At 68.3% G+C, this 25,121-nt stretch carries 24 protein-coding genes and 1 tRNA gene; 9 read left to right on the top strand and 16 right to left on the bottom strand.

Going from position 1 to position 25,121, the window contains the following annotated elements:
* Positions 1-14 precede the first annotated feature (14 nt).
* The 7 genes from ACFXI3_RS14180 to ACFXI3_RS14150 form a co-directional block, all read right to left on the bottom strand.
* Positions 15-911, bottom strand: a complete 897-nt coding sequence (locus tag ACFXI3_RS14180; RefSeq protein WP_378399808.1) for an MBL fold metallo-hydrolase — start codon at positions 909-911, stop codon at positions 15-17.
* A complete protein-coding gene (locus tag ACFXI3_RS14175) occupies positions 886-2,112 on the bottom strand; it encodes an MFS transporter (protein ID WP_378399807.1) in 1,227 nt (408 codons plus the stop codon). Before ACFXI3_RS14175 ends, ACFXI3_RS14180 begins: the two co-directional genes overlap by 26 nt.
* Positions 2,109-3,359, bottom strand: a complete 1,251-nt coding sequence (locus tag ACFXI3_RS14170; RefSeq protein WP_378399806.1) for a carboxylesterase family protein — start codon at positions 3,357-3,359, stop codon at positions 2,109-2,111. The genes ACFXI3_RS14175 and ACFXI3_RS14170 overlap by 4 nt, the downstream gene beginning before the upstream one ends.
* Before the next feature lie 115 nt (positions 3,360-3,474).
* Positions 3,475-3,672, bottom strand: a complete 198-nt coding sequence (locus ACFXI3_RS14165) for a hypothetical protein (RefSeq protein ID WP_344280085.1) — start codon at positions 3,670-3,672, stop codon at positions 3,475-3,477.
* Positions 3,673-3,679: 7 nt separating this feature from the next.
* A complete protein-coding gene (locus ACFXI3_RS14160) occupies positions 3,680-4,222 on the bottom strand; it encodes an RNA polymerase sigma factor (protein ID WP_378399805.1) in 543 nt (180 codons plus the stop codon).
* A gap of 5 nt (positions 4,223-4,227) precedes the next feature.
* Positions 4,228-4,419, bottom strand: a complete 192-nt coding sequence (locus ACFXI3_RS14155; protein WP_344280091.1) for a ferredoxin — start codon at positions 4,417-4,419, stop codon at positions 4,228-4,230.
* Positions 4,419-5,825, bottom strand: coding sequence for a fatty acid desaturase (locus tag ACFXI3_RS14150; protein ID WP_378399804.1), 1,407 nt, complete (start codon positions 5,823-5,825; stop codon positions 4,419-4,421). The genes ACFXI3_RS14155 and ACFXI3_RS14150 overlap by 1 nt, the downstream gene beginning before the upstream one ends.
* A gap of 127 nt (positions 5,826-5,952) precedes the next feature.
* Between ACFXI3_RS14150 and ACFXI3_RS14145 the strand changes: the two genes are divergently transcribed.
* From ACFXI3_RS14145 to ACFXI3_RS14110, 8 genes are all read left to right on the top strand, one after another.
* On the top strand, positions 5,953-7,194 hold the full coding sequence (locus ACFXI3_RS14145) for a helix-turn-helix domain-containing protein (protein ID WP_344280097.1): 1,242 nt from the start codon (positions 5,953-5,955) through the stop codon (positions 7,192-7,194).
* Positions 7,195-7,346: 152 nt separating this feature from the next.
* Entirely contained in the window at positions 7,347-8,504 is a 1,158-nt protein-coding gene (locus ACFXI3_RS14140) for an NAD(P)/FAD-dependent oxidoreductase (protein ID WP_378399803.1), read from the top strand.
* 17 nt (positions 8,505-8,521) lie between these two features.
* Positions 8,522-10,225 carry a GMC oxidoreductase gene (locus ACFXI3_RS14135; protein ID WP_378399802.1) on the top strand — a complete coding sequence of 568 codons (1,704 nt, stop codon included), beginning with the start codon at positions 8,522-8,524 and terminating at the stop codon, positions 10,223-10,225.
* A 704-nt stretch (positions 10,226-10,929) separates the two neighbouring features.
* A complete protein-coding gene (locus tag ACFXI3_RS14130; protein ID WP_378399801.1) occupies positions 10,930-11,067 on the top strand; it encodes a hypothetical protein in 138 nt (45 codons plus the stop codon).
* A 106-nt stretch (positions 11,068-11,173) separates the two neighbouring features.
* Complete coding sequence (locus ACFXI3_RS14125; protein ID WP_378399800.1) at positions 11,174-13,012, top strand: asparagine synthase-related protein; 1,839 nt, start codon at positions 11,174-11,176, stop codon at positions 13,010-13,012.
* Complete coding sequence (locus tag ACFXI3_RS14120; RefSeq protein ID WP_378399799.1) at positions 12,996-13,250, top strand: lasso peptide biosynthesis PqqD family chaperone; 255 nt, start codon at positions 12,996-12,998, stop codon at positions 13,248-13,250. The genes ACFXI3_RS14125 and ACFXI3_RS14120 overlap by 17 nt, the downstream gene beginning before the upstream one ends.
* A 53-nt stretch (positions 13,251-13,303) precedes the next feature.
* Complete coding sequence (locus ACFXI3_RS14115; protein WP_378399798.1) at positions 13,304-13,681, top strand: lasso peptide biosynthesis B2 protein; 378 nt, start codon at positions 13,304-13,306, stop codon at positions 13,679-13,681.
* Entirely contained in the window at positions 13,678-15,384 is a 1,707-nt protein-coding gene (locus ACFXI3_RS14110) for an ABC transporter ATP-binding protein (RefSeq protein ID WP_378399797.1), read from the top strand. Before ACFXI3_RS14115 ends, ACFXI3_RS14110 begins: the two co-directional genes overlap by 4 nt.
* A 91-nt stretch (positions 15,385-15,475) precedes the next feature.
* Here the strand turns inward: ACFXI3_RS14110 and ACFXI3_RS14105 are convergent, their stop codons facing one another.
* From ACFXI3_RS14105 to ACFXI3_RS14075, 7 genes are all read right to left on the bottom strand, one after another.
* Positions 15,476-16,111: a response regulator gene (locus ACFXI3_RS14105; protein ID WP_378399796.1), complete on the bottom strand. Its 636-nt coding sequence runs from the start codon at positions 16,109-16,111 to the stop codon at positions 15,476-15,478.
* A complete protein-coding gene (locus ACFXI3_RS14100; protein ID WP_378399795.1) occupies positions 16,108-17,412 on the bottom strand; it encodes a sensor histidine kinase in 1,305 nt (434 codons plus the stop codon). The genes ACFXI3_RS14105 and ACFXI3_RS14100 overlap by 4 nt, the downstream gene beginning before the upstream one ends.
* On the bottom strand, positions 17,310-18,152 hold the full coding sequence (locus ACFXI3_RS14095; protein WP_378399794.1) for an ABC transporter permease: 843 nt from the start codon (positions 18,150-18,152) through the stop codon (positions 17,310-17,312). The genes ACFXI3_RS14100 and ACFXI3_RS14095 overlap by 103 nt, the downstream gene beginning before the upstream one ends.
* Positions 18,149-19,024, bottom strand: a complete 876-nt coding sequence (locus ACFXI3_RS14090) for an ABC transporter ATP-binding protein (RefSeq protein ID WP_378399793.1) — start codon at positions 19,022-19,024, stop codon at positions 18,149-18,151. The genes ACFXI3_RS14095 and ACFXI3_RS14090 overlap by 4 nt, the downstream gene beginning before the upstream one ends.
* Positions 19,025-19,465: 441 nt before the next feature.
* Positions 19,466-19,539, bottom strand: a tRNA-Leu gene (locus tag ACFXI3_RS14085).
* 80 nt (positions 19,540-19,619) lie between these two features.
* Positions 19,620-20,948 (bottom strand): NAD(P)/FAD-dependent oxidoreductase, encoded by a 1,329-nt coding sequence (locus ACFXI3_RS14080; RefSeq protein WP_344280138.1) that lies wholly within the window; start codon positions 20,946-20,948, stop codon positions 19,620-19,622.
* A gap of 84 nt (positions 20,949-21,032) precedes the next feature.
* Entirely contained in the window at positions 21,033-21,716 is a 684-nt protein-coding gene (locus tag ACFXI3_RS14075) for a uracil-DNA glycosylase (protein WP_378399792.1), read from the bottom strand.
* A 53-nt stretch (positions 21,717-21,769) separates the two neighbouring features.
* Between ACFXI3_RS14075 and ACFXI3_RS14070 the strand changes: the two genes are divergently transcribed.
* Positions 21,770-23,260: a peptidase S10 gene (locus ACFXI3_RS14070; protein ID WP_344280144.1), complete on the top strand. Its 1,491-nt coding sequence runs from the start codon at positions 21,770-21,772 to the stop codon at positions 23,258-23,260.
* A 40-nt stretch (positions 23,261-23,300) separates the two neighbouring features.
* On the opposite strand, the gene ACFXI3_RS14065 is transcribed toward ACFXI3_RS14070, so the two are convergent.
* Positions 23,301-23,903: a DNA-binding response regulator gene (locus ACFXI3_RS14065; protein ID WP_378399791.1), complete on the bottom strand. Its 603-nt coding sequence runs from the start codon at positions 23,901-23,903 to the stop codon at positions 23,301-23,303.
* Entirely contained in the window at positions 23,900-25,039 is a 1,140-nt protein-coding gene (locus ACFXI3_RS14060) for a sensor histidine kinase (RefSeq protein ID WP_378399790.1), read from the bottom strand. The genes ACFXI3_RS14065 and ACFXI3_RS14060 overlap by 4 nt, the downstream gene beginning before the upstream one ends.
* Positions 25,040-25,121: the final 82 nt, after the last annotated feature.

Raw genomic sequence — 25,121 nt, 5'->3', positions numbered from 1 at the left:
CGGACTTTGGCCAGCTACGCCAGCCAATCCCGGTAGCGGAACTGCCCGGTCCGGAGCAGGTCGGCGGCGAACTCGAAGACGTACCCATCCTGACCACGCCGGACCCGGCCCGCCGACGGCGCCGGAAAGTGAGTCGGAAGGAGAACGGAGCCCAGCTCTTCCTCCAGCAGGCGGCTCCGGACCCGCGCCGCCTCCTCCGGATCAACGCAGTACCGAGTGCTCAGCTCCGGATGCCGGACCTGCACCCCGTGATGCATCGTGTCCCCGGCCAGCAGGACAGTCCCCGCGCTGCCGCGGACCCGCACGCACACATTCCCCGGCGTATGCCCAGCGGCGGGAACCAGCGAAGCATGCTTGCCCACCACCGCATCCGGCGCGACGAAGCTCAACTGCCCGGCCCGCTCGATCGGCAGCACGCTGTCGGCGAGGTAGTCACCGGTCCGGCGCATGGCCTCCCCGCCAGCCTCGCTCGACCAGTACCGGAACTCCTCCTCGACCACGAAGTGCGGCGCATCCGGGAAGACCGGTTCCAGCTGGACAGTGGCCGCGCCGACGTGATCGGTGTGCAGATGCGTGAACACCACCGCATCGACCTCCGAGGGCCGCAGCCCGGCAGCGAGGAACTGCTGCATCCACCGGTCCGGCAGCTGGTCGAACTCCGCGCGCCGACGGTCCTTCCCCGCCCCGACACACGCGTCCACCATCAGCACCTCGTCCGCCGAGCAGACGAGGAACGACTGGATGACGAAGACCAGCTTCCCCGCCGCCCGGTCGAACCACGGTTCCCGCGCGTACCAGTCGGCCAGGTCCGGTTCGAGTCCCGGGAAGAACTCCCCAGGCTCGATCAGCAGCCGGTCGTCCTCGATCAGCGGAACGACCGCGACGTCACCGAGATCGAACCAGTGCGCCATCGCGCTCCCTCCCCGCCTGCGCCCGCACCCGGCTCAGCCCGACCGCGCAAGCGATTGCCACCAGCACGGGAACGGCGGTCGCCAGGACGATCGTCTGCGCCGACAATGCCAGCGCGAGCAGCAAGCCCGCGACGCCCGGTCCGACGATCGACCCGATCCGCCCGAGCGCCGCAGCCCAGCCGACGCCGGTGGTGCGAGTGCTCGCGGGATAGATCGAGACCGCGAGGGTCAGCTGCCCGATCTGCCCGGCCGTGACCCCGAAACCGGCCCCGGCCAGCAGCAGGAACAGCACAGTCTCGCCGACCGGCACCGTCGCGACGAGGACCATGCACACCGCCCCGATGGCGGGCATCAGGATCAGCGCCCGGGCGATCCCGATCCGCGCGGCCAGCGGGATGAGCACCAGCCCGCCCGCGATCCCGCCGAGGGTGAGGAACGCGAGCCCCAGCGGGGCCTTCCCGGCGGCGAAGCCGTATCCGGTGAGGAGCGTCGGAACCCAGGAGATCAGGACGTACGCGGTGATGAAGATCAAGAACGAGAACGCCCAGATGAGCGAGGTCGGCAGCCGCAAGCCCGGGCCGAACAGCCTGCTCACCTTGGCCTCCTGCTTCGCCGTGCTCGCGACCGCGGGCTCGCGAGCGGGCAGCACCATCGCCATGACCGCGGCCAGCACCAGCGGAGCCAGCCCGGCGACGTAGAAGACCCCGGCGGACCCCACGCTGTGCAGCAGTTTGCCGCCGAAGAACCCGCCGAGGCTGCTCCCGGAAGCGAGGCCGAGGGTCACCGCCACGGAGACCAGCTCCCGACGCCCCTCCGCACTGTGTTTCGTCGCGAGCGAAACCCCGGCCGGGAGGACCAGACCGAGCCCCAACCCGGTCACCAGACGAGTCGCGGCGAAGACCGGCATGGATTTCAGGTGCAGGATCGCGGCGGTCAGCACCGTCGCGCCCGCGAAGATCAGGACGCCGGTGAGCACCACGGACCGCGCCTTCATCCGGGCGCCGACGTAACCCGCCGCCAGATATCCCATGACGACCCCGATGTTGGTCAGCACCAACGGCAAGGTGAAGGCGGCGGGAGCGGAGCCCCATTCGTGCGACAGCGTCGGGATCGTGAACGACAGTGCGGCGGTGTCGAAACCGTCGAGGAGAACAGCGAAGAAGCAAAGCAGGACAACGGGCCAATGGATGCTCTTGCTCATGGCGTGTTCTCCAGTGTCTGAGGGGAATTCCCGATCCGGAAGCCGCTTCGCGGTCCCGGCGAACCCGACCGGGCGAATTCGGTCCACCACAAGCGCATCTGGGCGCCGAGACGTTCGACGTCGGCCCAGCTCGTGTCGCCCAGCATCGGGCTCCCGCGCCAGGATTCAGGGGTGCCCAGCAGGAAAGGCAGTTCGAGGCAATGGATCGCGCCGTAGCCGCCGTGTTCCGGAGCCCAGGCGAACTCGTAGGAGTACGCGCCGTACTGCTGTGCCAACTCAAGCGCCGGGCGACCGAAAAGCGGCTCGGTCTGGTCCGCGATCGCCTGCCGGATCTCGTCGTCCCGCACTCCGATCGCGAACGCCTCGCACTCCTGCGCGGTGTATCCGATCATCAAGTCCGGCAACGGTTCGGACAGCCGCACGTCGAGGTCGACGATCCCGAACGGCGGCCGGGTCGACGTCGGGTCCTTCGCCGCGTTCCACCGGAGAGTCTGCTGTTGCGCGGCAAGCAGCTGGTCGACGGAAGCGGTAACCGGATCTCCGCCGGCCGCGTCGACGAAATACCGGCCGATCTCCTGTGCTTTCGCGCGATCCTGGATGATCGCGGGATCCGGAGAACTCTGCACGATCGCCCGCCGGATGAGCGGACGGCTGTCCGGCTTGGACAGCAAGGCGAGCGTCGAAAGCGCGCCCGCGGACTGGCCGAAGACGGTGACATTGCCCGGGTCGCCGCCGAACGCCGCGATGTTGTCGCGCACCCATTCGAGCGCGAGCGTCTGGTCTGCCAGGCCGAGATTGCCCTCGCTGACGCCGTCGTGGACCAGGTAGCCGAACGCCCCCAGCCGGTAGTTGACCGACACGACAACCACGTCGCCGTCCGCGGCGAGCCGTCCGCCGTCGTACCAGGGAAGCGTGCCTCCACCGCTCAGGAAACCGCCGCCGTGCAGCCACACCAGCACCGGACGCGACCCGGTCAGCGCCGGTGTCGCGACCGCGAGGTGAAGGCAGTCCTCCGACTGGGGCGGCTCGTCTCGCGGCGGCCCCATCGCGGCCTCCAGGCGAGAGCCGAGCTGTGGGCAGATCGGCCCGGGCAGCACAGCGTCGGAGCGGGGCTCGGCTGCACGCGGCAGCTGAAACCGCTCAGCGGTGCCGTACCGCACGCCGCGGAAACGCAGGACTCCGTCGCTTTGCGCGCCGATGACCGGACCGGGCGGCGGCTGAGCAGTGACAGGCTGGCATTCGGTCATCGCGGCTCTCCTTTGAGCGGGTGTCCGGCACCTTCGACCCGCAGTCAGGCTAAGAAAGTCCGGAATGCCTGACCAATGCTCTTTGCCGCCCGAGACATGCTTGCCCGGCTATATCTCACCGCGAAACGCGACTCCCCGCCTCGGCCGGTTCGGCGCGCACCACCCGAGGCGCGGGCTCGACCCGCTTGCCGCCGCCGGAGAAGAGATCCGCGAGCTTCCCGATCAGCATCCCCAGCAGGGGAAGCCAGATCGGGCACAGCATCAGGACCAGCAATGGCCCCATGATCTTGAAAATCTCCAGGAATCCGTGCATACCAGCGTCACACCTTCTCGGTCTCGGCCAGCAGCGTCGCGAGCGTGCGCACCGCGCGGTGCTGCAGCGCCCGGACGCTGTTGGGGTTCTTGTTCATCGTTTCGGCGACCTCGGCGACGGAAAGCCCGGCGAAAAACCGCAACCGCACACACTCGCGCTGCGGTTCGCTGAGGTCGGCCAGGCACCGCCGGAGGGCCGCGGCTTCGATCCGGGCCAGCGCGAGCCGGTCGGCTCCGCCTCGGACGTCCGGCCCGTCGTGGTCTTTCCCGTCGAGGAGTTCACGCCGGTAGCGGGCCGATTTGCGGTGGTCGCGCAGGAGGTTGTCGGCGATCGTGTACAGCCAGCCGGTGAACGAGCCGACGTCCGGGCGGAAGTCCGGCAGTTTTCGCCACGCGCGCAGGAACGCCTCGCTCGTCAGGTCCTCGGCGACGGTCACCGTCGGCACCCGCATCCGCAGGTAGCGGAAGATCGGCGACGCGTGTTCCTGGTAGATGACGGCGAACGCGGCCTGGTCGCCAGACCGCGCCCGCCCCAGCAGCTCCGTCTCCACGGGCCTCAACCCTGCAGCCGCAACGCGGCGACCGGGCACGCCTGCACCGCCGCGTCGACGAACTGCCGGTCCTCTTCGGGCGGAGTCTCGTCGAGGACCTGCACCACGCCGTCGTCCCCGACTTCGAAGAACTGGTCCGCCATCGCCTCGCACATGCCGAGGCCCTCGCATTTGCCGTGGTCCGCAACGATCTTCATCACGCCGCCTCCCGCACCACGGGCACGAAGTCGACCTTGTCGCGCACGCCGCAATCGGGGCACGTCCAGTCGTCCGGGATCTCCGACCACGCCGTCCCGGCGGCGAAGCCCTCCAGCTCGTTGCCCTCCGCGACGCGGTAGACGTAGCCGCAGCCGGGGCACCGCGCGGCGTCCACGTCGTCGGCCAGCTTCGGCCGGGTGTCCGCGGCGGGCTCCTCTTCGGCAGCGGCGACGACCGGGTATTTCTTCAGCAGCGACGGGAGTTTGCCCGGCTGCACGTTCGCCTGCCGGATGTCGCCGTCGAAATGCCGGTAGACCCGCGGATCCATCACCTTGCGGAACCACGCCGGGACCAGCGCGACGACCATCATCCCGGTGTAGCCGGTCGGCAGAACGGGGCTTTCCTTGAAGTCGCGCAAAGTCTGGAACCGGCGCGTCGGGTTCGCGTGGTGATCACTGTGCCGCTGCAGGTGGTAGAGCAGCACATTCGTCGCGACATTGTTGGAATTCCAGGAATGCGCCGGAGTGACCCGCTCGTACCGGGTCTTCGCGCCATTGGTGACCTGCTTGCGCAGCATCCCGTAGTGCTCCATGTAATTCACGATTTCCAGCAGCGAGAACCCGAACGCCGCCTGCACCACCAGATACGGCAGGATCCCGACCCCCAGCCAGGCGATCAGCCCGCCCCACAGCACGGCGCTCATCAACCAGGCGTTGAGCACGTCATTGCCCAGGTGGAACGGGTGGCTTTGTTTGCGGGCATAGCGTTTCCGCTCGACACCCCAGGCACTGCGCAGCGAACCGAAGACCGTGCGCGGCCAAAACCGGTAGAAGCTCTCGCCCAACCGGCTCGACGCCGGGTCCTCCGGGGTGGCGACGCGGACGTGGTGCCCGCGGTTGTGCTCGATGTAGAAATGCCCGTAGAAGCACTGCGCCAGCGCGATTTTCGCCGCCCAGCGCTCCGTGCTTTCCCGTTTGTGGCCGAGTTCGTGCGCGGTGTTGATCGCGATGCCGGCGACCGTGCCCAGCGTGATCGCGAGGCCGATCTTGCCGCCGACGGACAGGTCGCCGCGCGCGAGCATCCGCGCGCCCGTCACGAAACCGGCGTACTGCAACGGCAGGAACAGGTAGGTGATCCAGCGGTAGTAGCGGTCCTCCTCCAGCGCCTCCATCACCTCGTCCGGCGGATTGGTGTGGTCATAGCCGGCGACGAGGTCGATCAGCGGGACGAGGACGAGCACGACGAGCGGTCCGAGCCACAGCACGGCGTCGGACCCGGTCGCGGCGTGCAACCCGATCGCGGCGAACGGCAGCAGCGGCACCACCAGCCCGAGCAGCCACAAGTGCCGCTTCCGGTCGTGCCAGGCGGTCTCGCCGTGAGCTCCGGCGAGGCGGTACTTCTTCATGGCGGCCTCCACGCGGTCTGTCGTTTTCCTGAAGGTAGGAATTCGCGGGCGGCGCGACACTGTGCGCGAAACCGAAACGCCCGGCTGCGTTGGGTCCCGGGCACGAACCGGGCGTACGGTGCTGCCTGTGACGTCGACGGCTGCCGCCACGCTGGCCAAGGTCGCGGACTCGGTCCTGGCCGAGCTCGCGGTGCTCTGCGCGCGGATCGTGGAGGAGATCGCCGAGGCGGTACCGGTGCTCGCGCCGGACGCACAGGCCTGGGAGCTGCTGGAAAGCTCGGTCCGGGAAAATCTCGTCGCCGCGCTGGGCGTGCTGAGCGGCGCGACGAATCCCGACGAAGTCGGTGCGCCGCCGGCCGCGCTGGAGTTCGCGCGGCGGCTGGCGCAGCGCCGGGTGCCGATCACCGCGATGCTGCGCGCGTACCGGCTCGGCCAGGCCGCCTTCCAGCAGGTGATGATCGCCCGGATCGCGGTCGAACCAGTGCAGACCGCGGAGATCTCGGCCGCCGCCACCGACCTGTCGCACGTCGCCTTCACCTACATCGACAAGATCTCCGAAGAGGTCGTCGAGGCCTACCAGCTGGAGCGCGACACTTGGCTGCGTCACCGCAACGCGGCGCGGCTCGCGAAGGTGCAAGCCGCACTGTCCGGCAAGCCGGTCGACACCGCCGACGTCGAGAAGACCCTCGGCTACGCGCTGTCGGACCGGCATGTCGGCGCGGTGCTGTGGTGCGGTCCTGAGCTGGACGAAAGCGCCCGGCTGACCACCCTCGAACGCCACGCGGCCCTGCTCGCGAACGCCCTCGGCACCACGTCGCTGGTCGTGGCCCCGGACGCCTCGACCGTCTGGGCCTGGTTCCCGACGGCGAGCCTCGACCTCGACGCGGTGTCCGCCGCTCTCGACGGCTCACCCGATCCGGTCCGCGTCGCGCTGGGCGACCCGGCGAGCGGATTGGCCGGATTCCGCACCACCCACCAGCAGGCCCGGCAGGCCGAGGCCGTGGCGCAGATGACCGAGCGGACCCAGCCGCGGCCAGTCACCGCGGCGGCGCAGCTCGGGCCGTTGGCGCTGGTCGCGGCCGATCCGTCGGCGGTCGCGGGCTGGGTCCAGTCGGTGCTCGGCGCGCTGGCCGACGACGACGAGGGGCACCACCGGATGCGCGAGACGGTGTGGGCGTATCTGTCGAGCGGGAGCAGCCTGATGGTCGCCGCGCAGGAGCTGCACCTGCACAAGAACACCATCCAGTACCGGCTCCGCAAGGCCGAGCAGGAACGCGGCCGTCCGCTGTCCGAGGGGCGGATCGACGTCGAGGTGGCGTTGCTGGCGTGCCGCCTGCTGGGTCCCGCCGTGCTCCGGCCGGTCGACTGATTTTGTGCTCCGGGACCAGTCGGGTCCCGCTGTCCCGGTCCGCGGACCGATGCTCGCGCCCGGCCTCGCGGGAAGACTTCGGGCCAGCGTCGCCGGACGGTGCCCAATCGCCGTCCGGCGGCGTCCCAGATCCCGAGGGCGAGGACGGAGCCATGCGCGAGGCAGGACTGGTAGTCGTCGGGGCGGCGCTGGCCGGACTGCGTGCCGCCACCGCCGCCCGCCGGACCGGGTACGACGGGCCGGTCACGCTCGTCGGAGCCGAGCCGCATCTGCCGTATGACCGGCCGCCGCTGTCGAAGGCGTTCCTGGCCGATCCGGACTGCGCGCCGCCCACCCTGGCCGACGCTGACGCTCTCTCGTCGCTGGGAATTGATCTCCGACTCGGCGAACCCGCGACCGGGTTGTCGGTTTCGCACCGTGAAGTCCTTATCGGACAGTCCACAGTGCCCTTCGATTCGCTGATCATCGCCACCGGCTGCGCTCCCGTCGCTTCGCCATTCGGCGGACACACTCTCCGCACGCTGGACGACGCCCGCGCGATCCGCGCCCGCATCCCGGCCACCGAACGGGCCGTCCTCGTCGGCGGCGGTTTCATCGGCGCGGAAATCGCTTCCGCCCTGCGCGAACGCGGCGCCGCGGTCACCATCGTCGAAGCCGCTGACGTGCCGCTCGTCCGCGCCGTCGGCTCGGAAATGGCTTCGGTGCTCGCCGAGCTGCACCGCCGCAACGGGGTCGATCTGCGGTGCGGCACAACGGTTCAGGCCGTCGATTCGAATAAGGTCACGTTGTCCGACGGCAGTGTCCTCGACGCCGACCTGGTGATCGTCGGCATCGGCGCCCGCCCGGCCGTCGGCTGGCTCGCCGACAGCGGCCTTCCGCTCGATGACGGCGTGCTCTGCGACGAAACTCTCCGCGCCGCCCCAGGAATCTACGCCGCCGGAGACGCGGCCCGCTGGCACAACCCGCTGTTCTCGACGACGATGCGGCTGGAGAACTGGACCTCCGCCGCCGCGCAAGCCGAAGCCGCCGCCCGCAACGCCGTCGGTCCAGTCGCGAGTCCATTCTCGACAGTGCCGTACTTCTGGTCCGACTGGTACGGCGACCGCATCCAAATGGTCGGCGTCGTGACCGACGACGTCACCCTGGTCGGTTCGCCTTCCGACGACTCCTGGCTTGCCCTCTACCGCGCGGGCGACCGGCTGGCCGGCGCGCTGGCACTGAATCAGCCCGGACGAATCATGAAGTACCGCAATCGAATCACGCGTCGCGCCGCCTGGCAGGACGCCCTCGAATTCGCCACCGCGCGCTGACGCCTGCGAGGACAACAATGCATGACACCACCCGCGAAGAGACCGACGTCCTCGTGATCGGCTCCGGTTTCGGCGGTTCCGTGAGCGCACTGCGACTGTCCGAAAAGGGCTACCGCGTCACCGTGCTGGAAGCCGGCCCGCGCCGTACCGAAGAAACCCTGCCCAAAACCTCATGGGACGTCCGGAATTTCCTCTGGGCACCACGTCTCGGCTGCTACGGAATCCAGCGCATCCACCTGCTCCGCGACGTCGTCATCCTCGGCGGCGCGGGCGTCGGCGGCAGTTCCCTCAACTACGCCAACACCCTCTACGAACCGCCCGCGCCGTTTTTCGCGGATCCGCAGTGGGCGCACGTCACTGACTGGCAAGACGAACTGAAACCGCACTACGACCAGGCCCGCCGGATGCTCGGCGTCACGCAGAATCCCACCGTCACCACCGCGGACGAGGTGCTCCGCGATGTCGCCGAGGACCTGGGTGTCGGCTCGTCCTTCCAGCTCACCCCGGTCGGTGTTTTCTTCGGCGACAAGGACACTCCCGCCGGGGCCGTCGTGCCAGACCCGTTCTTCGGCGGTGCCGGACCAGCCCGCCGAACCTGCACCGAATGCGGGTCCTGCATGACCGGCTGCCGCGTCGGAGCGAAGAACACGTTGGACCGCAACTACCTCTACCTGGCCGAACAACGCGGCGCGAACGTCCTCCCGATGACCACAGTGCTCGACGTGCGCCCCGCGGACGGCGGCTACATCGTCACCGCGGTCCGCACCGGAAAGTCGCCCCGCCGCCGCAAAAACCTGCGTACCTTCTTCGCGCGTGACGTCATCTTCAGCGCCGGCACCTACAACACGCAAAAGCTGCTCCACCGGGCCCGCGAAACCGGCTCACTGCCCCGAATTTCCGCCAGCCTCGGGCGGCTGACCCGAACGAACTCGGAATCCATTCTGGGCGCGAAATCGAAACGCAAGGACGTCGACTTCACCCACGGCGTCGCGATCACCTCGTCGATCCACCCCGACGCGCACACGCACATCGAACCGTGCCGCTACGGCAAAGGCAGCAATGCCATGTCGCTGCTGCAAACCGCGCTCACCGACGGCGGCAAGTCCGTCCCGCGCTGGCTGACCTGGCTCGGCGCGTTCGCCCGGAATCCGCGCAACTTCACCTGGTTCTCGCCGCGCCGCTGGTCCGAACGCACCATCATCCTGCTGGTCATGCAAACGCTCGACAATTCCATCACCGTCTCCGGCAAACGCACCCGCACCGGACGGCACAAACTGACGTCCGCGCCCGGCCACGGCGAGCCGAATCCCACGTGGATCCCGGCCGGAAACGACGCCGCCCGCCGCGTCGCGGACAAAATCGACGGCATCGCGGGCGGCACCACCGGCGAGATCCTGAACATCCCGATGACCGCCCATTTCATCGGCGGCTGCGCGATTTCCGACGATCCGGCGGGCGGCGTCCTCGACCCGTACCAGCGCGTCCACGGCCACCCCGGCCTGCACGTCGTCGACGGCTCGGCGATCTCGGCGAACCTGGGTGTCAACCCTTCCCTGACGATCACCGCCCAAGCCGAACGCGCGATGTCCTTCTGGCCCAACCACGGCGAGCAAGACCGCCGTCCTCCGCTCGGCGCGCCGTACCAACGCATCGACCCGGTAGCCCCGCGCCATCCCGCGGTCCCGGCCGGCGCTCCCGGCGCACTCGGACTCCCCGCATGAGTTCGACCGGCCGCCAAAGCCGGCGGGGCCGTCGAAGGCGATTTCGACGCCGTTCAGGCCAGACCTTCTGAAAACAATTCGGCAAGCGTTCATCGCGCCCCGGTCACCCGCACTAATTCTTCCACCGAACTGTCCGCCCGCTGGAGGTCGAACCGGACGACCGACCTCCAGCGGGCGAAGTGCACGGCTGCTCATGTATTTGATGAAAAACAAAAGCGGCCACCGGTCACCGACCGCAGATCTCGCCGCAGTTCCAGCGCGGCAACGCCGTCGGCCCAACTGATTCGACTGAACGCACGAGTGCCGGAGCAAGGCGGTCCTGCTAGCGTCTTCTGCGCGGGGTACTCCGCGCAGAACGAAAGTTCATTAGCGATCGCTATTCAACCCATAAGAAATGCTTTTCGAAAGAGCGAGTTGAGGAGGACTGGTTTTTGTGAAGACTCTTCCCGAGCGCTATCAGGCACCTGATGCCTCGTCTGTCGGCTGCTTCGCGACCGACACCCGCCGGCACCGCCGCGGCCCGCGTGACGGCCGCCGTCGCTCGCGTCGTCGTCGCTGAGCAAGCGATCCCCGCGGGCGGCACTGGCGCCCGCTGAGCTGAGCTGACGTGGCTGGAGGCCTGCTCAACCGGTCTTCAGCCACGTTCGTCGCCCCGTCGTTCACCGGAAAGACACGTTCACCGGAAAGGCAGAGGACTGGTTTCCGTGCAGACTGTGACGCTTCCCGAACGCTACCAAGCCCCCGATTCGGCCTCCGCCGGCTGCTTCGCGACCGACACCCGCCGCATCCTCGTCGGCGGCCCGCGCGACAGCCGCCGCCGCTACCGTCGTCGCCGTCGCTGACCAAGCAATCCCCGCGGTGACAGCCAGATGTGGCTGAAGGCCGAGTCAACCGGCTTTCAGCCACCTTCGTCTTCCCGTCGTTCACTCGATCCAGACCGGTGGTCCGATGAACGCAGTGTCGAGCAGTCTTGTCGTGCTCCCGGATTCGCCGGGCGGAGCCGCGCTGCTGCCGAGAGTCCCTTACCAGCGACCGAGCGTCCTGTTCCATTCCTCCGGGCGGCCATGGCTGGCCGGCCGCTGGGAGCCCGGCGACCTCCGGGTGGCGATCGCGGGCCGGGCCCGCGTCGCCGTGTTCGGGTCCTGCCCGATGCCGGTCGAACGGTTGACCGCTTTCACCGCACGGCTGCGCACCGCGGCCGACGCGGACGCGCTCGCCCGGGTGTTGCCCGGCAGCGCGCACCTCATCGCCTCGGTGAACGGGCAAGTCCGGCTGCAGGGCACCCTGACGAACCTGCGCCGGGCCTTCCACACCCGGGTCGGTCCCACCGCGATCGCGGGCACCCGCGCCGACCTGCTGGCCGAGATGACCGGCGCGGGCGTTGACGAGGATCTCCTCGCCGCGCACCTGACCCAGATGCAGCTGCTGCCGCCGCTGATCGAGCAAAGCTGGTGGCGCGCAGTGCATTCCGTGCCACCGGATTCCTACGTCGCGATCGCCGAGGACGGAATCGCGCGCACGGTCCGCTGGTGGCGCCCGCCGGAACCGGTCCTGCCGATCCGCAAAGGCGCTCCGGCCGTGCGCGCCGCGCTGCGCGAGGCAGTCGCGGACCGGCGGCCGGCCAAGGGCAGGCTGTCGGCCGATCTGTCCGGCGGGATGGATTCCACCACGCTGTGCTTCCTCGCCGCCGAAAACACCCCCGACCTGCTCACTTTCCGGTGTACCGAAGGAAGCGTCGTCAACGACGATCCGTTCTTCGCGGCCGAGGCGGCCCGGCTGCTCCCCCACGCCGAACACCTCGACCTGCTCGAAGCCGATTCGCCCGCGTTGTTCGCACCGCCCTACTCGACGGCCGATCTGGAAGCACCGTGGGCGACGACCAGGGGCGTGAACAGTTCCGCGCACGGCATCCGCCTGCTCGCCGAACGCGGCACGGGCCTGCATCTGGCCGGGTACGGCGGGGACGAGGTCTTCAGCGCCTCGCCCGGCTATCTGCACACCCTGATCCGTCGTCGCCCGCTCACCGGACTGCGGCATCTCCGGGTCTACCGCGCCCTCGGCCGCTGGTCGTGGCGGCGCACCCTGGCCGGCCTCGCCAGCAGGCAAAGCTGGGGCGGCTGGTGGCGGGAGTCCGCGGACCACCTGACCGATCCGCTGCCGCGGCGCGGAACGCCGGAACTGGGCTGGGCCGACGTGGTCCGGGCCTCGCCGTGGGCCACCGGCGACGCGCTCGCCACGACCCGCCGGGTGCTGTACGCAATCGCAGGCGAGGTCACGCCGCTCGCGGCCGATCGCGGCCAGCACGAGGCGCTGACCAGCCTGCGCGCCGCGGGACCGCTGTCCCAACAGGTTCAGCGCGAGTACGCCGCCGAGGGCGTGCCGCTCGAACTCCCGTACCTGGACGACCGGGTCGTCGAGGCCGCGCTCGCGGTCCGGACGGCCGACCGTTTCACGCCGTGGCGGTACAAACCGCTGCTCGCCGACGCGATGCGGGGCCTCGTCCCGGACTTCATCCTCGACCGCACCACCAAGGGCGACTACCAGGACGACGACGATGCCGAGGCCCACCGCCACGTGCCCGACCTGCTCGACTACTTCGCCGATTCGACACTGGCCGCGCGCGGTCTGCTCGATCTCGACGCCTTCCGGGCCGCCCTGCTCGAGCCGCGGCTGGACGACGAGATGGAAGCGCATCTGGAAACCGCGCTCGGCTGCGAGATGTGGCTGCGCGCGATCGCCGAGGCTCGGCCAGCGACCGAACGGAGGACCCATGCACCTGCACCCTGACACCGCGCTCACCGACACTCCCGACGGCTCGGTCCTGCTCAATCGGCGCACCGGACGCTATTGGCAGGTCAACCGGACCGGCGCGCACACCCTCGACCGCCTGCTGGCAGGCGAATCCGCCGACCGGATCGCCGCCGACCTCGCCGCGCGGTACGACATCGACGCCGCCCGGGTCCGCGCCGACATCGCCAAGATGACCGACAACCTGCTCGCCGCCGGATTGGTTGAACCGTCGTGAGCCAGCCTTCCGTGGTACCCCACCGAATTCGCCTTCCCCTGCACCGGAAGCTGGTGCCGCTGCTCACCGTCGGCGTCGCCACCGTGCTGATCTGGCTGTCTCCCAAGCACCTCTGCGCGATCCTGGAATTCGCCCGCCGAGGCGCCCGGCCCGCCACCTTCGACCAAGCCCGCGACGCGCGCCGATCAGTAGTCGCGATCAGCCTGCGCTGCGCGGGAGACGGCTGCCTGCTCCGCTCCGTCGCCACCGCGCTGCTGTGCCGGGTGCACGGCGCCTGGCCGACCTGGCGCACCGGCGTGCGCACGCAACCGTTCAGCGCCCACGCGTGGATCGAAGCCGACGGCCAGGTCGTCGACGAAATCCATCCGGCGGGCTATTTCGCTCCGCTGCTGACCGTCGCCCCATTGACTGCCGAGGACCGGGCCGAATGACCGTCACCGCCCCCGAGACCAGTCCGCCCGCCGCCGAGGAACACGTCCGGACCCGGGTCGGCCTGCGCCATCTGTTCGCGACGACCCGCGGGCACCGCAAGAACATCGCCGTCGCGCTCCTGTTCACCCTCGTCGGCGCCGGATTGGGGCTGCTGCAACCAGTACTGGCCATGGACACCATCGACGCGGTCGGAGCGGGCCGTGCGGTCGGCTGGCTGCTGGTCACGCTGATCGCCGTGTTCGTCGCCGAAGCCGTCACGGACACCATCGGCCGCTACTGGCTGGAACGCTCGGGCGAAGGCGTCGTGCTAGGCCTGCGAGTCCGCCTGGTCAGCCATTTGCTGCGGCTGCCCATGCGGCTGTACGACAAACACCGGATCGGCGACCTGCTCTCCCGGACCACCGCCGACACGACCCTGCTGCGCGACACCCTCGCCTACGACCTGGTCGAAATGCTCACCGGCAGCTTCGTAGTCATCGGCGGCACCGTCGCCATGCTCTGGCTGAGCCCCTTGCTGTTCGGCATCGTCGCCGTCATCGTCGGCGGCGTCGGCGGCGTCACGCTGTTTGTGCTGGCACGCATCCGAAACGCCACCGAAAACGCGCAAGACAATCTAGGCCTGATGGCTGCCGAACTGGAACGAGCCCTCAGCGCCATCCGCACCATCCGCGCCACCCGTGCGGAAGACCGGGAAACCGACCGCATCGGCCACTATGCCCGCACCACGTATCAAGACAACGTCCGAGCCGCGCGGTTGAATTCCATCGCGGCCCCCGCGGTAACCCTCTCCGCACACGGCGCCCTCATCGCGGTCTTGGTAGCAGGCGGAATCCAGGTCGCCAACGGCGCTCTCACCCTGTCCGAACTGGTCGCTTTCCTGCTCTACGTCAGCTACATTGCTGTCCCCAGCGCGGGCCTGTTCGAACTGGCCGCCACCGTCCAAAAAGGACTGGCCGCGTTCCAGCGAGTCCACGACATGACCCAGCTCCCCACCGAAACCGACCACACGCCCCTCTCCCGCACCTCCGTGGCTTCCGCCCCAGTACTGGAATTGCGCGACGTCTGGTTCAGCTACCACCCCGACAGCCCAGTACTGCGCGGCGTCTCCTTCACTGTCCCGCGACGAGGCCACGTCGCCTTGGTCGGCCCTTCCGGAGCCGGAAAATCCACCATCCTCGCGCTGATCGAGCGCTTCTACGAACCGGATCGCGGAACCATTCTGTTCAACGGACACCAGCCGTCTATCGCCGAATGCCGCCAGAGAATCGGCCTGGTAGAACAAACAACCCCGATCCTGCACGGCACTCTGCGCGACAACGTCACCTACGCCGCCCCGGATGCGACCGACGAGCAAATCCGCGACGTCCTGGAGAAAACCAACCTGACCGAGTTCGTAGACCGCCTCCCCGCCGGCCTGGAAACCCCAGCAGGCGAACACGGCGGCATGCTGTCCGGCGGCCAACGCCAGCGCCTGGCAATCGCCCGAGCTCTGCTGGCCCGGCCCGAATTGCTGCTCCTGGACGAACCAACGTCCCAACTGGACGCAGCGAACGAAGCCGCTTTCGCGCGGACGCTGGATCAGGTTGCCGGGGAGTGCGCACTGCTGGTGATCGCCCACCGCCCCGCGACGGTGCGGCGGGCGCGGATGGTGATCGCGTTGGAACAGGGGCGGATCAGCACGGACGTGGGCCTTGTTCCTTAAGCCCTGCAGCTATACCGACGACAGACCGACCAATGTCGCCATTAGCCCAGGTCCTGTTGGCAGGCAAGGAAAACAGTCGTCCCACACCCGGTCACCCTTCCACGGTGATCAGCCCGCGGTTGACCGCCGCCATCACGGCCGCAGTCCGATCGTTCACCTTGAGCTTGCCGAAGATGCGCAGCATGTACGTCTTCACGGTCGCCTCGCTGATGAACAGCCGAGCCCCGACCGCTGCGTTGGTCAGGCCTTGCGCGACCAGCCTGAGCACCTCGATCTCCCGCGCCGAAAGGTTCTCGGTCTTGGAGTTGCGCACTCGCCTGGTCAGCTTCTCCGCTACGGACGGTGCCAGCATCGTCTCGCCTCGGCCCGCGCCGCGGATCGCGGCAAGCAGATCAGACCGTTCGGCGTGCTTGAGCAGGTACCCAGTCGCACCGGCTTCCACGGCGCGCAGTATCTCGTCGTCGGAGCCGTAGGTGGTCAGGATGAGCACCCGGCTCAGCGGCTTCTCCTGCGCGATCCGCGCGGTGGCCGCGGCCCCGCCACCGGGCATTTTCAGATCCATGAGCACCACTGTCGGGTCGAGTGCGTGCGTCATCGCCACCGCTTCGTCCGAACTGCTGCCCTCTCCCACCACTTCGATGTCAGGTTCGTCGGCGAGCATGCCGCGCAGCCCCGCACGGACCACCGGATGGTCGTCCACGATCAAGACGCGGATCGTCCCCGTCACACCGGCACCTCCACCATCAACGTGGTCCCGTGTTCGGGCACACTGCGCAACTCGCAGCGCCCCGCCACCTGTTCTATCCGATTCCGCATCCCGACCAGTCCGTAGCCGGGCGAATCGGCATCCGGGTCGAAGCCGACCCCGTCGTCATGGACTTCCACCCCGACCTGTCCGCCCGCATAGCTCAATCTCACTTCGACCTCGGCGGCCTTCGCGTGCTTTCGGACGTTGGCGAGTGCTTCCTGGGTGACACGCAAGAGCGCGACTTCCGTGGCCACCGGCAACGGCGCGGGCTCGCCCAGCAACTCGAAGCTGACCGGAACACCAGTGTCCCGATCCGCCTTGGCGGCAAGCCGCTGCAACGCCTCCGGCAGCGAAGAGGAATCCAGCGCGCTTGGGCGCAGCGCCTCGATCAGGCCTCGGGCCTCGGCGAGCGCTTCCCGAGCGGTATCAGCGACGAGGCCGAGCTGACCGTCCGCCCGGGTCACCGCCTCGACCTGACCGCCGGAAAGGCCGTTGAGCTGGCCAAGGGCGGCTTTGCTTGCCTGCACCAACATCACGATGCTGCTCAGGCTCTGCGCGATGGCATCGTGAATCTCGCCGGCGAGACGTTCCCGTTCAGCTACCGCGCCGGCCTGCTTGGATACCGCCGCCAGCTCGCTCCGGGTGGATTCGAGCTCGGTGATCAGGTCCGCGCGTTCCCTGCTCTGCCCGATGATGCGGGTAGTCCAGGTTCCGACGATCGCCGAAAAGCTGATGATCGCCAGCGCCAACGGCCCCTGCGCGATAACGGTCTGGACCACCGCGCCCGACTGGAAAGTACCGACCCCGATCGGGACCAGGCTGAACACCACTATCACGCCGGTGGCGTACAGCGGCCGCATGGTCCAGTACGCCTGAGGGATGATCGCCACCAGCGCGATGGAACTGGCCGAGGAGAAGGTCTCCGCTCCAATGAAGAATGCCAGTACGACGCCCAGGTAGAGCACGCCGCGCCAGCTTTCGTCGTCCGCTTTCATCAACGAGCGGCCGTAGACCGCGTACCAGACGCCGCAGCACACGAGCAGCACCGCTGCCAGCGGCTTGCTCTTGGCCGAGGCATCGTCGAGGGCCAGGACGAAGACGATCGTGGCGGCGAACGCCACCAGGTAGTAGCAGTCCCAGATCAGGTAGCCGCGCAGCCATTCATGCGGTACGCGGATCAACCCTGCCTGCTGTTTTTCCACCGGAAGGTCAACAGGCACAGCAGCAGGCCGCCCACGCACCAGGCCCCCAGCATCGCCGCCGTTCTCCTCAGCTCCCATGATCCCGCCACCTCCTGGAAGGTCATCATGTCCGGCAGGAAAACCGAGCGGAATCCCTGCGCCATCCATTTCATCGGGAAGAACGACCCGATTTCGACCAGCGGCGAGCCCAGATTGCGAATCGGGTTGAACAACACGCCGGAAATGAACTGTAGCGCGATGAACGGCAACAGGATGACGGCCGAAGCGCTCTTCGCCGTCCTGGGCAGGCTGCTGATCGCGATCCCCAGCAGGGCGGAGGCCACCACGCCGAGCAGGAACACCCAGCCGAACACCAGCCACTTGTCCATCGTGACCGGCAGCTTCAGGGCGAACAGCGCCTTGCCGATCCCCAGCAGCACCAGAACCTCTGCCACGCTGACCACCAGGACCAGCAAGATCTTCCCGATGAAGTACGACACGACCGGAGTGGGGCTGCCGTGCAGCCGTTTGAGGGTCCCGTCGTCCCGGTCCTGCGCGATCCCGGTGCCGAGGTTGACGAACGTGGTCGACATGATGCCCGCGGCGATCATGCTCGCGGCGAAGATCTGGCTCGCGTCGACGTCCGAACCCGGCACCTTGTCCTTGAAGATGCTCCCCAGCAGCACCAGCATCACCGCCGGCAGGGAGAAGGTGAACACGACCGCGTCACGTTCGCGGAAGAACTGCTTCAACTCGATCGCCCCGCGGGCAAATCCGACCTTGACAGCGCTGGGCGGCGCGGGCCTGCCGGGGCGCTTGCCTGCCTCTTGCACGGTCATACCGATTCCTTCCGAATCTTGGCCTCCGACGCGGAGCCGTCGATCAACTGGAGATAGATGTCTTCGAGACTGGGCCGCTGCACGGACAGGCCCGGCACGTTGCCGTCGTGGCGCTCGACGAGGTCCGCGACCAGCCGATCGGGAGTCGCGGTCTCCTCGACCTTGAGCGAGCCGTTCTCGCGCCAGCTCACCACCGCCTTGGCGCTGGCGCGCCCGCCGAGGGTGGCCGGTTCGCCGGTGATCTTGATCCTGCCGTCCGCGAGGATCGCGACCCGGTTCGCCAGTGCCTCGACTTCGTCGAGGTAGTGCGTGGTAAGCAGGATGGTGATGCCCTCGCCGGCCAACTGGCGGATCAACTGCCAGAACCGCACCCTGGCTTCGGGATCGAACCCGGTGGTCGGCTCGTCGAGGAAGAGCACGTCCGGGTCGCCGATGATGCCCAGCGCGACATCCACCCGGCGACGCTGCCCGCCTGACAACCTGCCGACCCGCTTGCGGGCACACTCGGCGAGCCCGACCTGCTCGATGACCGCCTCCGGGTCACGAAAACGCGGATAGGTGCCCGCGAAGTGCCGGACGACCTCGCGAACGGTCAACTCGGAAGCGTCGGTCGCCGTCTGGGTGACGATGCCGATCCGGCTGCGCCAAGCACGTCCTGCTTTCTCCGGATCCTCGCCCAGTACCGAGACAGTCCCGCTGTCTCGTTTGCGGAAGCCTTCCATGATCTCGACTGTGGTCGTCTTGCCCGCACCGTTCGGGCCGAGCAGCGCGAAGACTTCACCTGCCGAGATGTCGAGAGCGAGCCCGTCCACTACCGTGTTGCCGCCGTAACGCTTGACCAGGTCTCTCACGCGGACTGCTGTTTCGGTCATGAGGAAATCGTGTCCTCGTCACCGGTGGACGAGTAGCGATCGGTGGACGGATCTTTTGTCGACCGATCGACGGACAGCGCGCTTTTCGAAACAACAAAGGCTGCCGAAGCTTGGCTTTCAGCAGTCGATACTGCGGGCAGATGCTCAATTCGAATTAAGCGAAGGATCTTGGCGTGGCCTTGGTCGAGAACAGTCGACCGCACTTTCGCCGACGAGACCCGCGACAACCGGCGGCAGCGGAGCCTGGACCTCCGAACTCTAGGAGCATGAGGCCGCGTTCCCGGTTGCCGGTCAGCTTGTGACGAACGCCAAGCAACCGCCGCACTCGAGGCCCCTGCTCGATTGACGTCCAAGGTGACCGTCGAACCTCAAAGTGGGGCGTAAACGGGGCAGGATGCTCGTGCCAGCCGACCCGGTCAAGGTGCTGACCAGCCAAACCAGTGCCCCCGACGGGGTTCGAACCCGCACTGGGTCGATTTTAAGTCGACTGCCTCTGCCAATTGGGCTACGGGGGCCCACCCACCCTAGCGAACCCACCCCACGACACGACAAAGCCGGGCCGCCCCAAGACGACCCGGCTCCGTCAAAAAACCACTCAGCCCTTGCTAGCCCGGTTGAACTCTTCCTTCGGGTTGTTGATCTGCCCCAGCGAGATAACCTCCCGGCGGAACAACCCCCCGAGCATCCAGTCGAACAGAATCCGGATCTTGCGGTTCCACGTCGGCATCGCCTTGAGGTGGTACGCGCGGTGGAACAGCCACGCGGGGAAGCCCTTGATCTTCAGGTTCAGCGCGTCGGCCACACCCTTGTGCAGGCCGAGGCTCGCGACCGCGCCCAGGTTCTTGTGGAAGTAGTCCTTCGGCTGTCCGCCGCGGATCACCTTGATGATGTTCTTCGCCAGCAGGCGGGCCTGGCGGACCGCGTGCTGGGCGTTCGGCGGGCAGGTCGCGGTCGGGTCCTGTTCGGTGCGCGACAGGTCCGGGATGGCCGCGTTGTCGCCCGCGGTCCAGACGTCCGGGTGGCCGACCACCTGCATCGCCGCGGTGGCCTCGACGCGGCCGCGCTTGTCGAGCGGCAGGTCCGAGCCGGCGAGGACCGGGTTGGCCTTCACGCCCGCGGTCCAGATGATCGTGTCGGTGTCGAACTCGGTGCCGTCCGAGAGCACGACGTGGCCGTTTTCGAACGACTTCGCCGCGGTCGACAGGTAGACCTCGATGCCGCGCTTCTCCAGCTGCTGCACCGTGTACACACCCAGCGTCTCGCGCACCTCGGGCAGGATCCGCCCGGCCGCCTCGACCATCACCCAGCGGATGTCCGCCGGCTTGATGTTCGGGTAGTAGTTCTCGACCGCGAAGCGGGTCATGTCCTCGAGCTCGGCCAGCGCCTCGATGCCCGCGAACCCGCCGCCGACCACGGTGAACGTGAGCAGGCGCTTGCGCAGCTCGGGGTCGAGCGTGCTGGCGGCCTCGTCCAGCTTGGTCATGATGTGGTTGCGCAGGTAAATCGCTTCGCCGATGGTCTTGAAGGCGATGCCCTGCTCGGCGAGGCCGGGGATCGGCAGGATCCGCGCGACGGCGCCGAGCGCGACCACGAGCACGTCGTAGTTCAGCGTCTCGATGTGGCCGTCGGCCGCCTCGACCGTGACGGCCTTGCGCTCGTTCTCGATCTTCGTGACCCGCGCGGTCAGCACGTGGCAGCGCTTCAGCACGCGGCGCAGCGGCACGACCACGTGCCGCGGCTCGATCGCGCCGGCCGCCGCCTCGGGCAGGAACGGGGCATAAGTCATGTGCGGCTGCGGGTCAACGACGGTCACGGAGGCCTCGTTGGCACGCAGCATCTTCTGAAGCCCGTACGCGGTGTACAGGCCGACGTATCCACCACCGAGGACGAGGATCCGAGTCGGTTCCGACTTCGCAGCAGCCATGTACCTATAGTCGCACTTCCGAAGCGGCTCCGCTCGGGTACCCCACCCCGCTGTGACCAGCATCGCCACGCTGGTTGTCACGATTCAGATGAGCCCGGCCGCCGAGGCCGCGGCGGTGAACGCGGTCACCACCATGGGCTGTGTCACACGACCGGTCTGGACATTGCGCGGTGACACGTGGTAGCAGCCGAACACCGCTAGGTCGCCGAGCTGCATCCGGGCGCCGTGCGCGAAGGCCGGCCGCGGTTTCGGCACCGGCCAGCCCGCGGCGGACAGCACGGGCAGTAACGCCTGCCAGCCGAACGCGCCGAGCACGACGATCGCGCGCAGGGTCGGCCGCAGCAGGTCCAGTTCGTCGGCCAGCCAGTGCCGGCAGGTGTCCCGTTCACCGGGGGTCGGCCGGTTCTCCGGCGGCGCGCAGCGGACCGGCGAGACGAGCCGGGTGCCGCGCAGCGTGAGCCCGTCGCCGATGGCCGTGGACACCGGCTGCGACGCGAGACCGACCTCGTACAGCACGCGAAAGAGAAAGTCGCCCGACGGATCGCCGGTGAACATCCGCCCGGTGCGGTTCGCCCCGTGCGCGGACGGCGCGAGCCCGACCACGGCCAGCGCGGCATCCTCCGCGCCGAAGCCGGGAACCGGCCGCGCCCAGTACTCCTCGCCGGCGAACGCGGCCTTCGTCCCGGCCACGCCTTCGCGCCATTCGACCAGCCGCGGGCAGGCCCGGCACTGCACCAGCTGCGCGTCGAGGCCGGCGAACGTGCGCATCGATCTCCTCCGCGTTGGTGTGCTGCCACGGTAACGCGGGATAGGTTGGGGCCATGGCCGACACCACCGCGGACGAGACCGCCGAGAAGACCAAGGACGAGGAAACCAAGGCGGCCGAGCCCGTCGACGACCTCGTCACGACGCAGCACACCCTCACCGTCAAGCGGCGCAAGCTCGCCTACACCGCCCAGACCGGCCGGATCGTGCTCCGCCAAGAGGTCAAGAAGGACGGCAAGTCCGAGGGCCACCAGGCCAAGGCCGAGGTTTTCCTCACCGCCTACACCTTGGACGACGCCGACCCCGGCACGCGGCCGGTCACCTTCGCCTTCAACGGCGGCCCCGGTTCCTCCAGCATCTGGCTCCACATGGGCCTGCTCGGACCGCGCCGGGTGCTCTCCGGCGACGTCGACGACCCGGTGCCGCCGCCGTACGGGCTCGAGGACAACCCGGAAAGCCTGCTCGCGCACAGCGACCTGGTGTTCATCGACCCAGTCCAGACCGGCTACTCGCGGGTGACCGAGGGCGGCGAATCCCAGCCGTACACCGGATTCCAGGGCGACGTCGAATCGATCGCGGAGATCATCCGGCTGTGGGTTTCGCGCAACGAGCGCTGGCTGTCGCCGAAATTCCTCGCCGGCGAGTCGTACGGCACGCTGCGCGCCGCCGCGCTGGCCGGGCACCTGCAGGAACGCTACGGCCTGTACCTCAACGGCTTGATGCTCATCTCGTCCGTTCTGGACCTCGGCACGCTGCGCTTCCACGAGGGCAACGACCTGCCGTACTCGCTGTTCCTTCCCACGTACGCGGCGATCGCGCACTACCACGGACGCCACGGCGACCGTCCGCTCGACGACGTGCTCGCCGACGCCGAGGACTTCGCCGCGAAGGAACTGCCGTGGGCGCTTTCCCGCGGCGCGCGGCTGTCCACTCAGGACCGGACCGAGGCGGTGCAGACGATCGCGTCCCTCACCGGGCTCAGCGAATCCTATGTGGACCGGGTCAACCTGCGGATCGAGCACATCCGGTTCTTCACCGAACTGCTGCGCGACCAGGGGAAGACCGTCGGCCGGATGGACGGCCGGTTCACCACGTGGGAGCCGGACGGCGGCGTCGAGCACATGAGCGACGACCCGTCGGTCTCGCGGATCATCGGGGCCTACTCGGCCGGGTTCAACCACTACGTGCGCGCCGAACTCGGGTACGAGAACGACCTGCCGTACGAGATCCTGTCCACCGAGGTGTTCAAGGCCTGGTCCTACAAGGAGTTCGAGGGCCGTTCAGTGTCCGTTGTGGACACCTTGAGCGCGGCGATGCGGTCGAATCCGCACCTGCAGGTCCACGTCGCGTTCGGGCATTACGACGGCGCGACGGCGTACCACGCGTCCGAGTACGTGCTCTCGCAGCTGAAGATCCCGGAGGAGCTGCGGGAAAACATCGACACGGCTTACTACCCGGCCGGGCACATGATGTACGTGCACGAACCGTCGCGGGTGCAGCAGTCGAAGGACCTGGGCAAGTTCGTGAAGAAGGCGTCCAACCGCTGACCTGGTGAGTGCCTATGCCGGTTCTAACCGGCATAGGCACTCACAACCAGTCGTGTTCCCGCGCGTACCGCGCCGCCTCGTGCCGCGTTCGCGTCTGCGTCTTCTGCATCGCGTTCGACAGATAGTTCCGCACAGTCCCCTCCGCCAAATGCAGCTGCGCGGCGATATCGGCGACCGAATACCCCTCCCGCGTCGCCCGCAGCACGTCGATCTCCCGCACGGTCAACGGACAGTCGTCCACCACCGCGAGCGCCGAGACATCCGGGTCGATCCAGCGTTTGCCCTCGTCCAGCGTCGCGATCACCGACGCGATGTGCGCGGGTTCCGCCGATTTGCTGACAAACCCCTGCACGCCGAGCTTCAACGCTTTGCGCAGCACTCCCGGTCGCGCGTGCCGGGTCAGCATCAGGATCACCTGCTCCGGCCGTTCCCGCCGGATCCGCGCGACCGCGCCCAGTCCGTCCACATTGGGCATCTCCAGGTCGATCACCAGCACGTCCGGCCGATGCTCCATAGTGGCCAGTACCGCTGCCTCGCCGTCTTCCGCCTCGGCGAGCACCGTGATCTCGCCTTCCAGCGGCAGCAGCGCAGCCATCGCCTTGCGGAGCAGAGCTTCGTCGTCGGCAAGCACCACGGTCGTCATCGCGACACCTTCTCCGGGAAGGCCGCGGCTGTGACGAATCGGCCGTCCTTCTGCTCCACTGTCAATTCTCCGCCCTGATCTGCCAGCCGGTCCGCCAAAGTGGACAGTCCACTCAGTACCGGCGGGTCACCGTCCGCGACGCCGTCGTTGGCGATGCTGATCCCCGCTTCAGTCAACGTGATCCGCACCTGCCGGGCTTGCGCGTGCCGGAGGATGTTCGTGGTCGTCTCGCGCAGAACCTGACCGAGCAGCTCGTCCACTCCCGAGTGGACCTCCGCCCGCCGATCGATCCGCACGTGGATTCCGGCCGCCTCGAAGAGGTTCTTCGCGTTCTCCAGTTCCGCGGACAGATTGAGCCGACGCTGGGCGTAAGCGAGTTCCTTGGTCTGCACGATGGTGTCGCCGACCAGGGTGTGCACCTCGCGCAGTTCCTCTTGTGCCCGTTCGAGATCCCGATGCAGCAGCTTCTCCGCGAGCGCGACCTTCAGCTTCACCACGTGCAGCGTGTGCCCCTGGATGTCGTGCAGTTCGCTGGCGAACCGGACGCGTTCCCGGACCACCGCCAGCTCCGCCTCCTTCTCGCGCGACTCTTCAAGCTCCGCGACGAGGTCGTAGAGCCGCTGACTGGCGAACATCAGCAGGGTCGACAGCGCCGAGCCGATCGCCGGAGTCACCACGTAGGCCAGCACCCGCGCGCCGAGATGGTCGTGATGCAGCAGCAAATTGGTCGAGCCGATCGCGCCGGTCAGCACGGCGAGGCCGACCAGCGCGGCGAACCTCCGCCGCGGCAGCGGCGGGATGAGGAACGACCCGACCATGCTCAGCCCGTAGAACGCCATGGGGCTGTTGCTCAGCGCGCCGGCGAGCCAGACGAACGCGGTCAGCACCAGGCTCGGGCGCGCGGTGCGGACGAAGTCGCCCGCGGTCCAGCGTTCGGCGGTGGCGGTCGCGGCCAGCAGCCCGATCACCTGGATGACGACGTGCCACCAGGTCTTCGCCGAGAGGACCACCAGCAGCACCCCGACCACCAGCAGCGGCGGCATCACCGTGACGAGGTTGAGCCGCCGCAGCCGGTCCTGGACCGCGTCGCCGGACCAGGACATCCGGCGGGGCCGCGGCGGGCGGATCTCGGTCATGGTGCTCCAGGTTCGGCCGGGCGGTTCGGCCCCAGCATGCCGCAGCCGCCGAAGGCCCACCAGTGACGCGGCGTCATGTCTT

The sequence above is a fragment of the Amycolatopsis sp. NPDC059235 genome (genome assembly GCF_042754125.1).
Lineage (GTDB): Bacteria > Actinomycetota > Actinomycetes > Mycobacteriales > Pseudonocardiaceae > Amycolatopsis > Amycolatopsis albidoflava.
Note: the sequence above shows the minus strand (reverse complement) of the source record. Positions and strands in the feature narration are given on the sequence as shown.

Excerpts from the sequence above, each read along its gene's own strand:
- ACFXI3_RS14170 (WP_378399806.1), bottom strand. The coding sequence starts at position 3,359 with ATGACCGAATGCCAGCCTGTCACTGCTCAGCCGCCGCCCGGTCCGGTC.
- ACFXI3_RS14175 (WP_378399807.1), bottom strand. The coding sequence starts at position 2,112 with ATGAGCAAGAGCATCCATTGGCCCGTTGTCCTGCTTTGCTTCTTCGCT.
- ACFXI3_RS14150 (WP_378399804.1), bottom strand. The coding sequence starts at position 5,825 with ATGAAGAAGTACCGCCTCGCCGGAGCTCACGGCGAGACCGCCTGGCAC.
- ACFXI3_RS14125 (WP_378399800.1), top strand. The coding sequence starts at position 11,174 with ATGAACGCAGTGTCGAGCAGTCTTGTCGTGCTCCCGGATTCGCCGGGC.
- ACFXI3_RS14165 (WP_344280085.1), bottom strand. The coding sequence starts at position 3,672 with ATGCACGGATTCCTGGAGATTTTCAAGATCATGGGGCCATTGCTGGTC.
- ACFXI3_RS14070 (WP_344280144.1), top strand. The coding sequence starts at position 21,770 with ATGGCCGACACCACCGCGGACGAGACCGCCGAGAAGACCAAGGACGAG.
- ACFXI3_RS14100 (WP_378399795.1), bottom strand. The coding sequence starts at position 17,412 with ATGGGAGCTGAGGAGAACGGCGGCGATGCTGGGGGCCTGGTGCGTGGG.
- ACFXI3_RS14155 (WP_344280091.1), bottom strand. The coding sequence starts at position 4,419 with ATGAAGATCGTTGCGGACCACGGCAAATGCGAGGGCCTCGGCATGTGC.
- ACFXI3_RS14075 (WP_378399792.1), bottom strand. The coding sequence starts at position 21,716 with ATGCGCACGTTCGCCGGCCTCGACGCGCAGCTGGTGCAGTGCCGGGCC.
- ACFXI3_RS14135 (WP_378399802.1), top strand. The coding sequence starts at position 8,522 with ATGCATGACACCACCCGCGAAGAGACCGACGTCCTCGTGATCGGCTCC.
- ACFXI3_RS14110 (WP_378399797.1), top strand. The coding sequence starts at position 13,678 with ATGACCGTCACCGCCCCCGAGACCAGTCCGCCCGCCGCCGAGGAACAC.
- ACFXI3_RS14065 (WP_378399791.1), bottom strand. The coding sequence starts at position 23,903 with ATGACGACCGTGGTGCTTGCCGACGACGAAGCTCTGCTCCGCAAGGCG.
- ACFXI3_RS14120 (WP_378399799.1), top strand. The coding sequence starts at position 12,996 with ATGCACCTGCACCCTGACACCGCGCTCACCGACACTCCCGACGGCTCG.
- ACFXI3_RS14180 (WP_378399808.1), bottom strand. The coding sequence starts at position 911 with ATGGCGCACTGGTTCGATCTCGGTGACGTCGCGGTCGTTCCGCTGATC.
- ACFXI3_RS14080 (WP_344280138.1), bottom strand. The coding sequence starts at position 20,948 with ATGGCTGCTGCGAAGTCGGAACCGACTCGGATCCTCGTCCTCGGTGGT.
- ACFXI3_RS14060 (WP_378399790.1), bottom strand. The coding sequence starts at position 25,039 with ATGACCGAGATCCGCCCGCCGCGGCCCCGCCGGATGTCCTGGTCCGGC.
- ACFXI3_RS14095 (WP_378399794.1), bottom strand. The coding sequence starts at position 18,152 with ATGACCGTGCAAGAGGCAGGCAAGCGCCCCGGCAGGCCCGCGCCGCCC.
- ACFXI3_RS14090 (WP_378399793.1), bottom strand. The coding sequence starts at position 19,024 with ATGACCGAAACAGCAGTCCGCGTGAGAGACCTGGTCAAGCGTTACGGC.
- ACFXI3_RS14140 (WP_378399803.1), top strand. The coding sequence starts at position 7,347 with ATGCGCGAGGCAGGACTGGTAGTCGTCGGGGCGGCGCTGGCCGGACTG.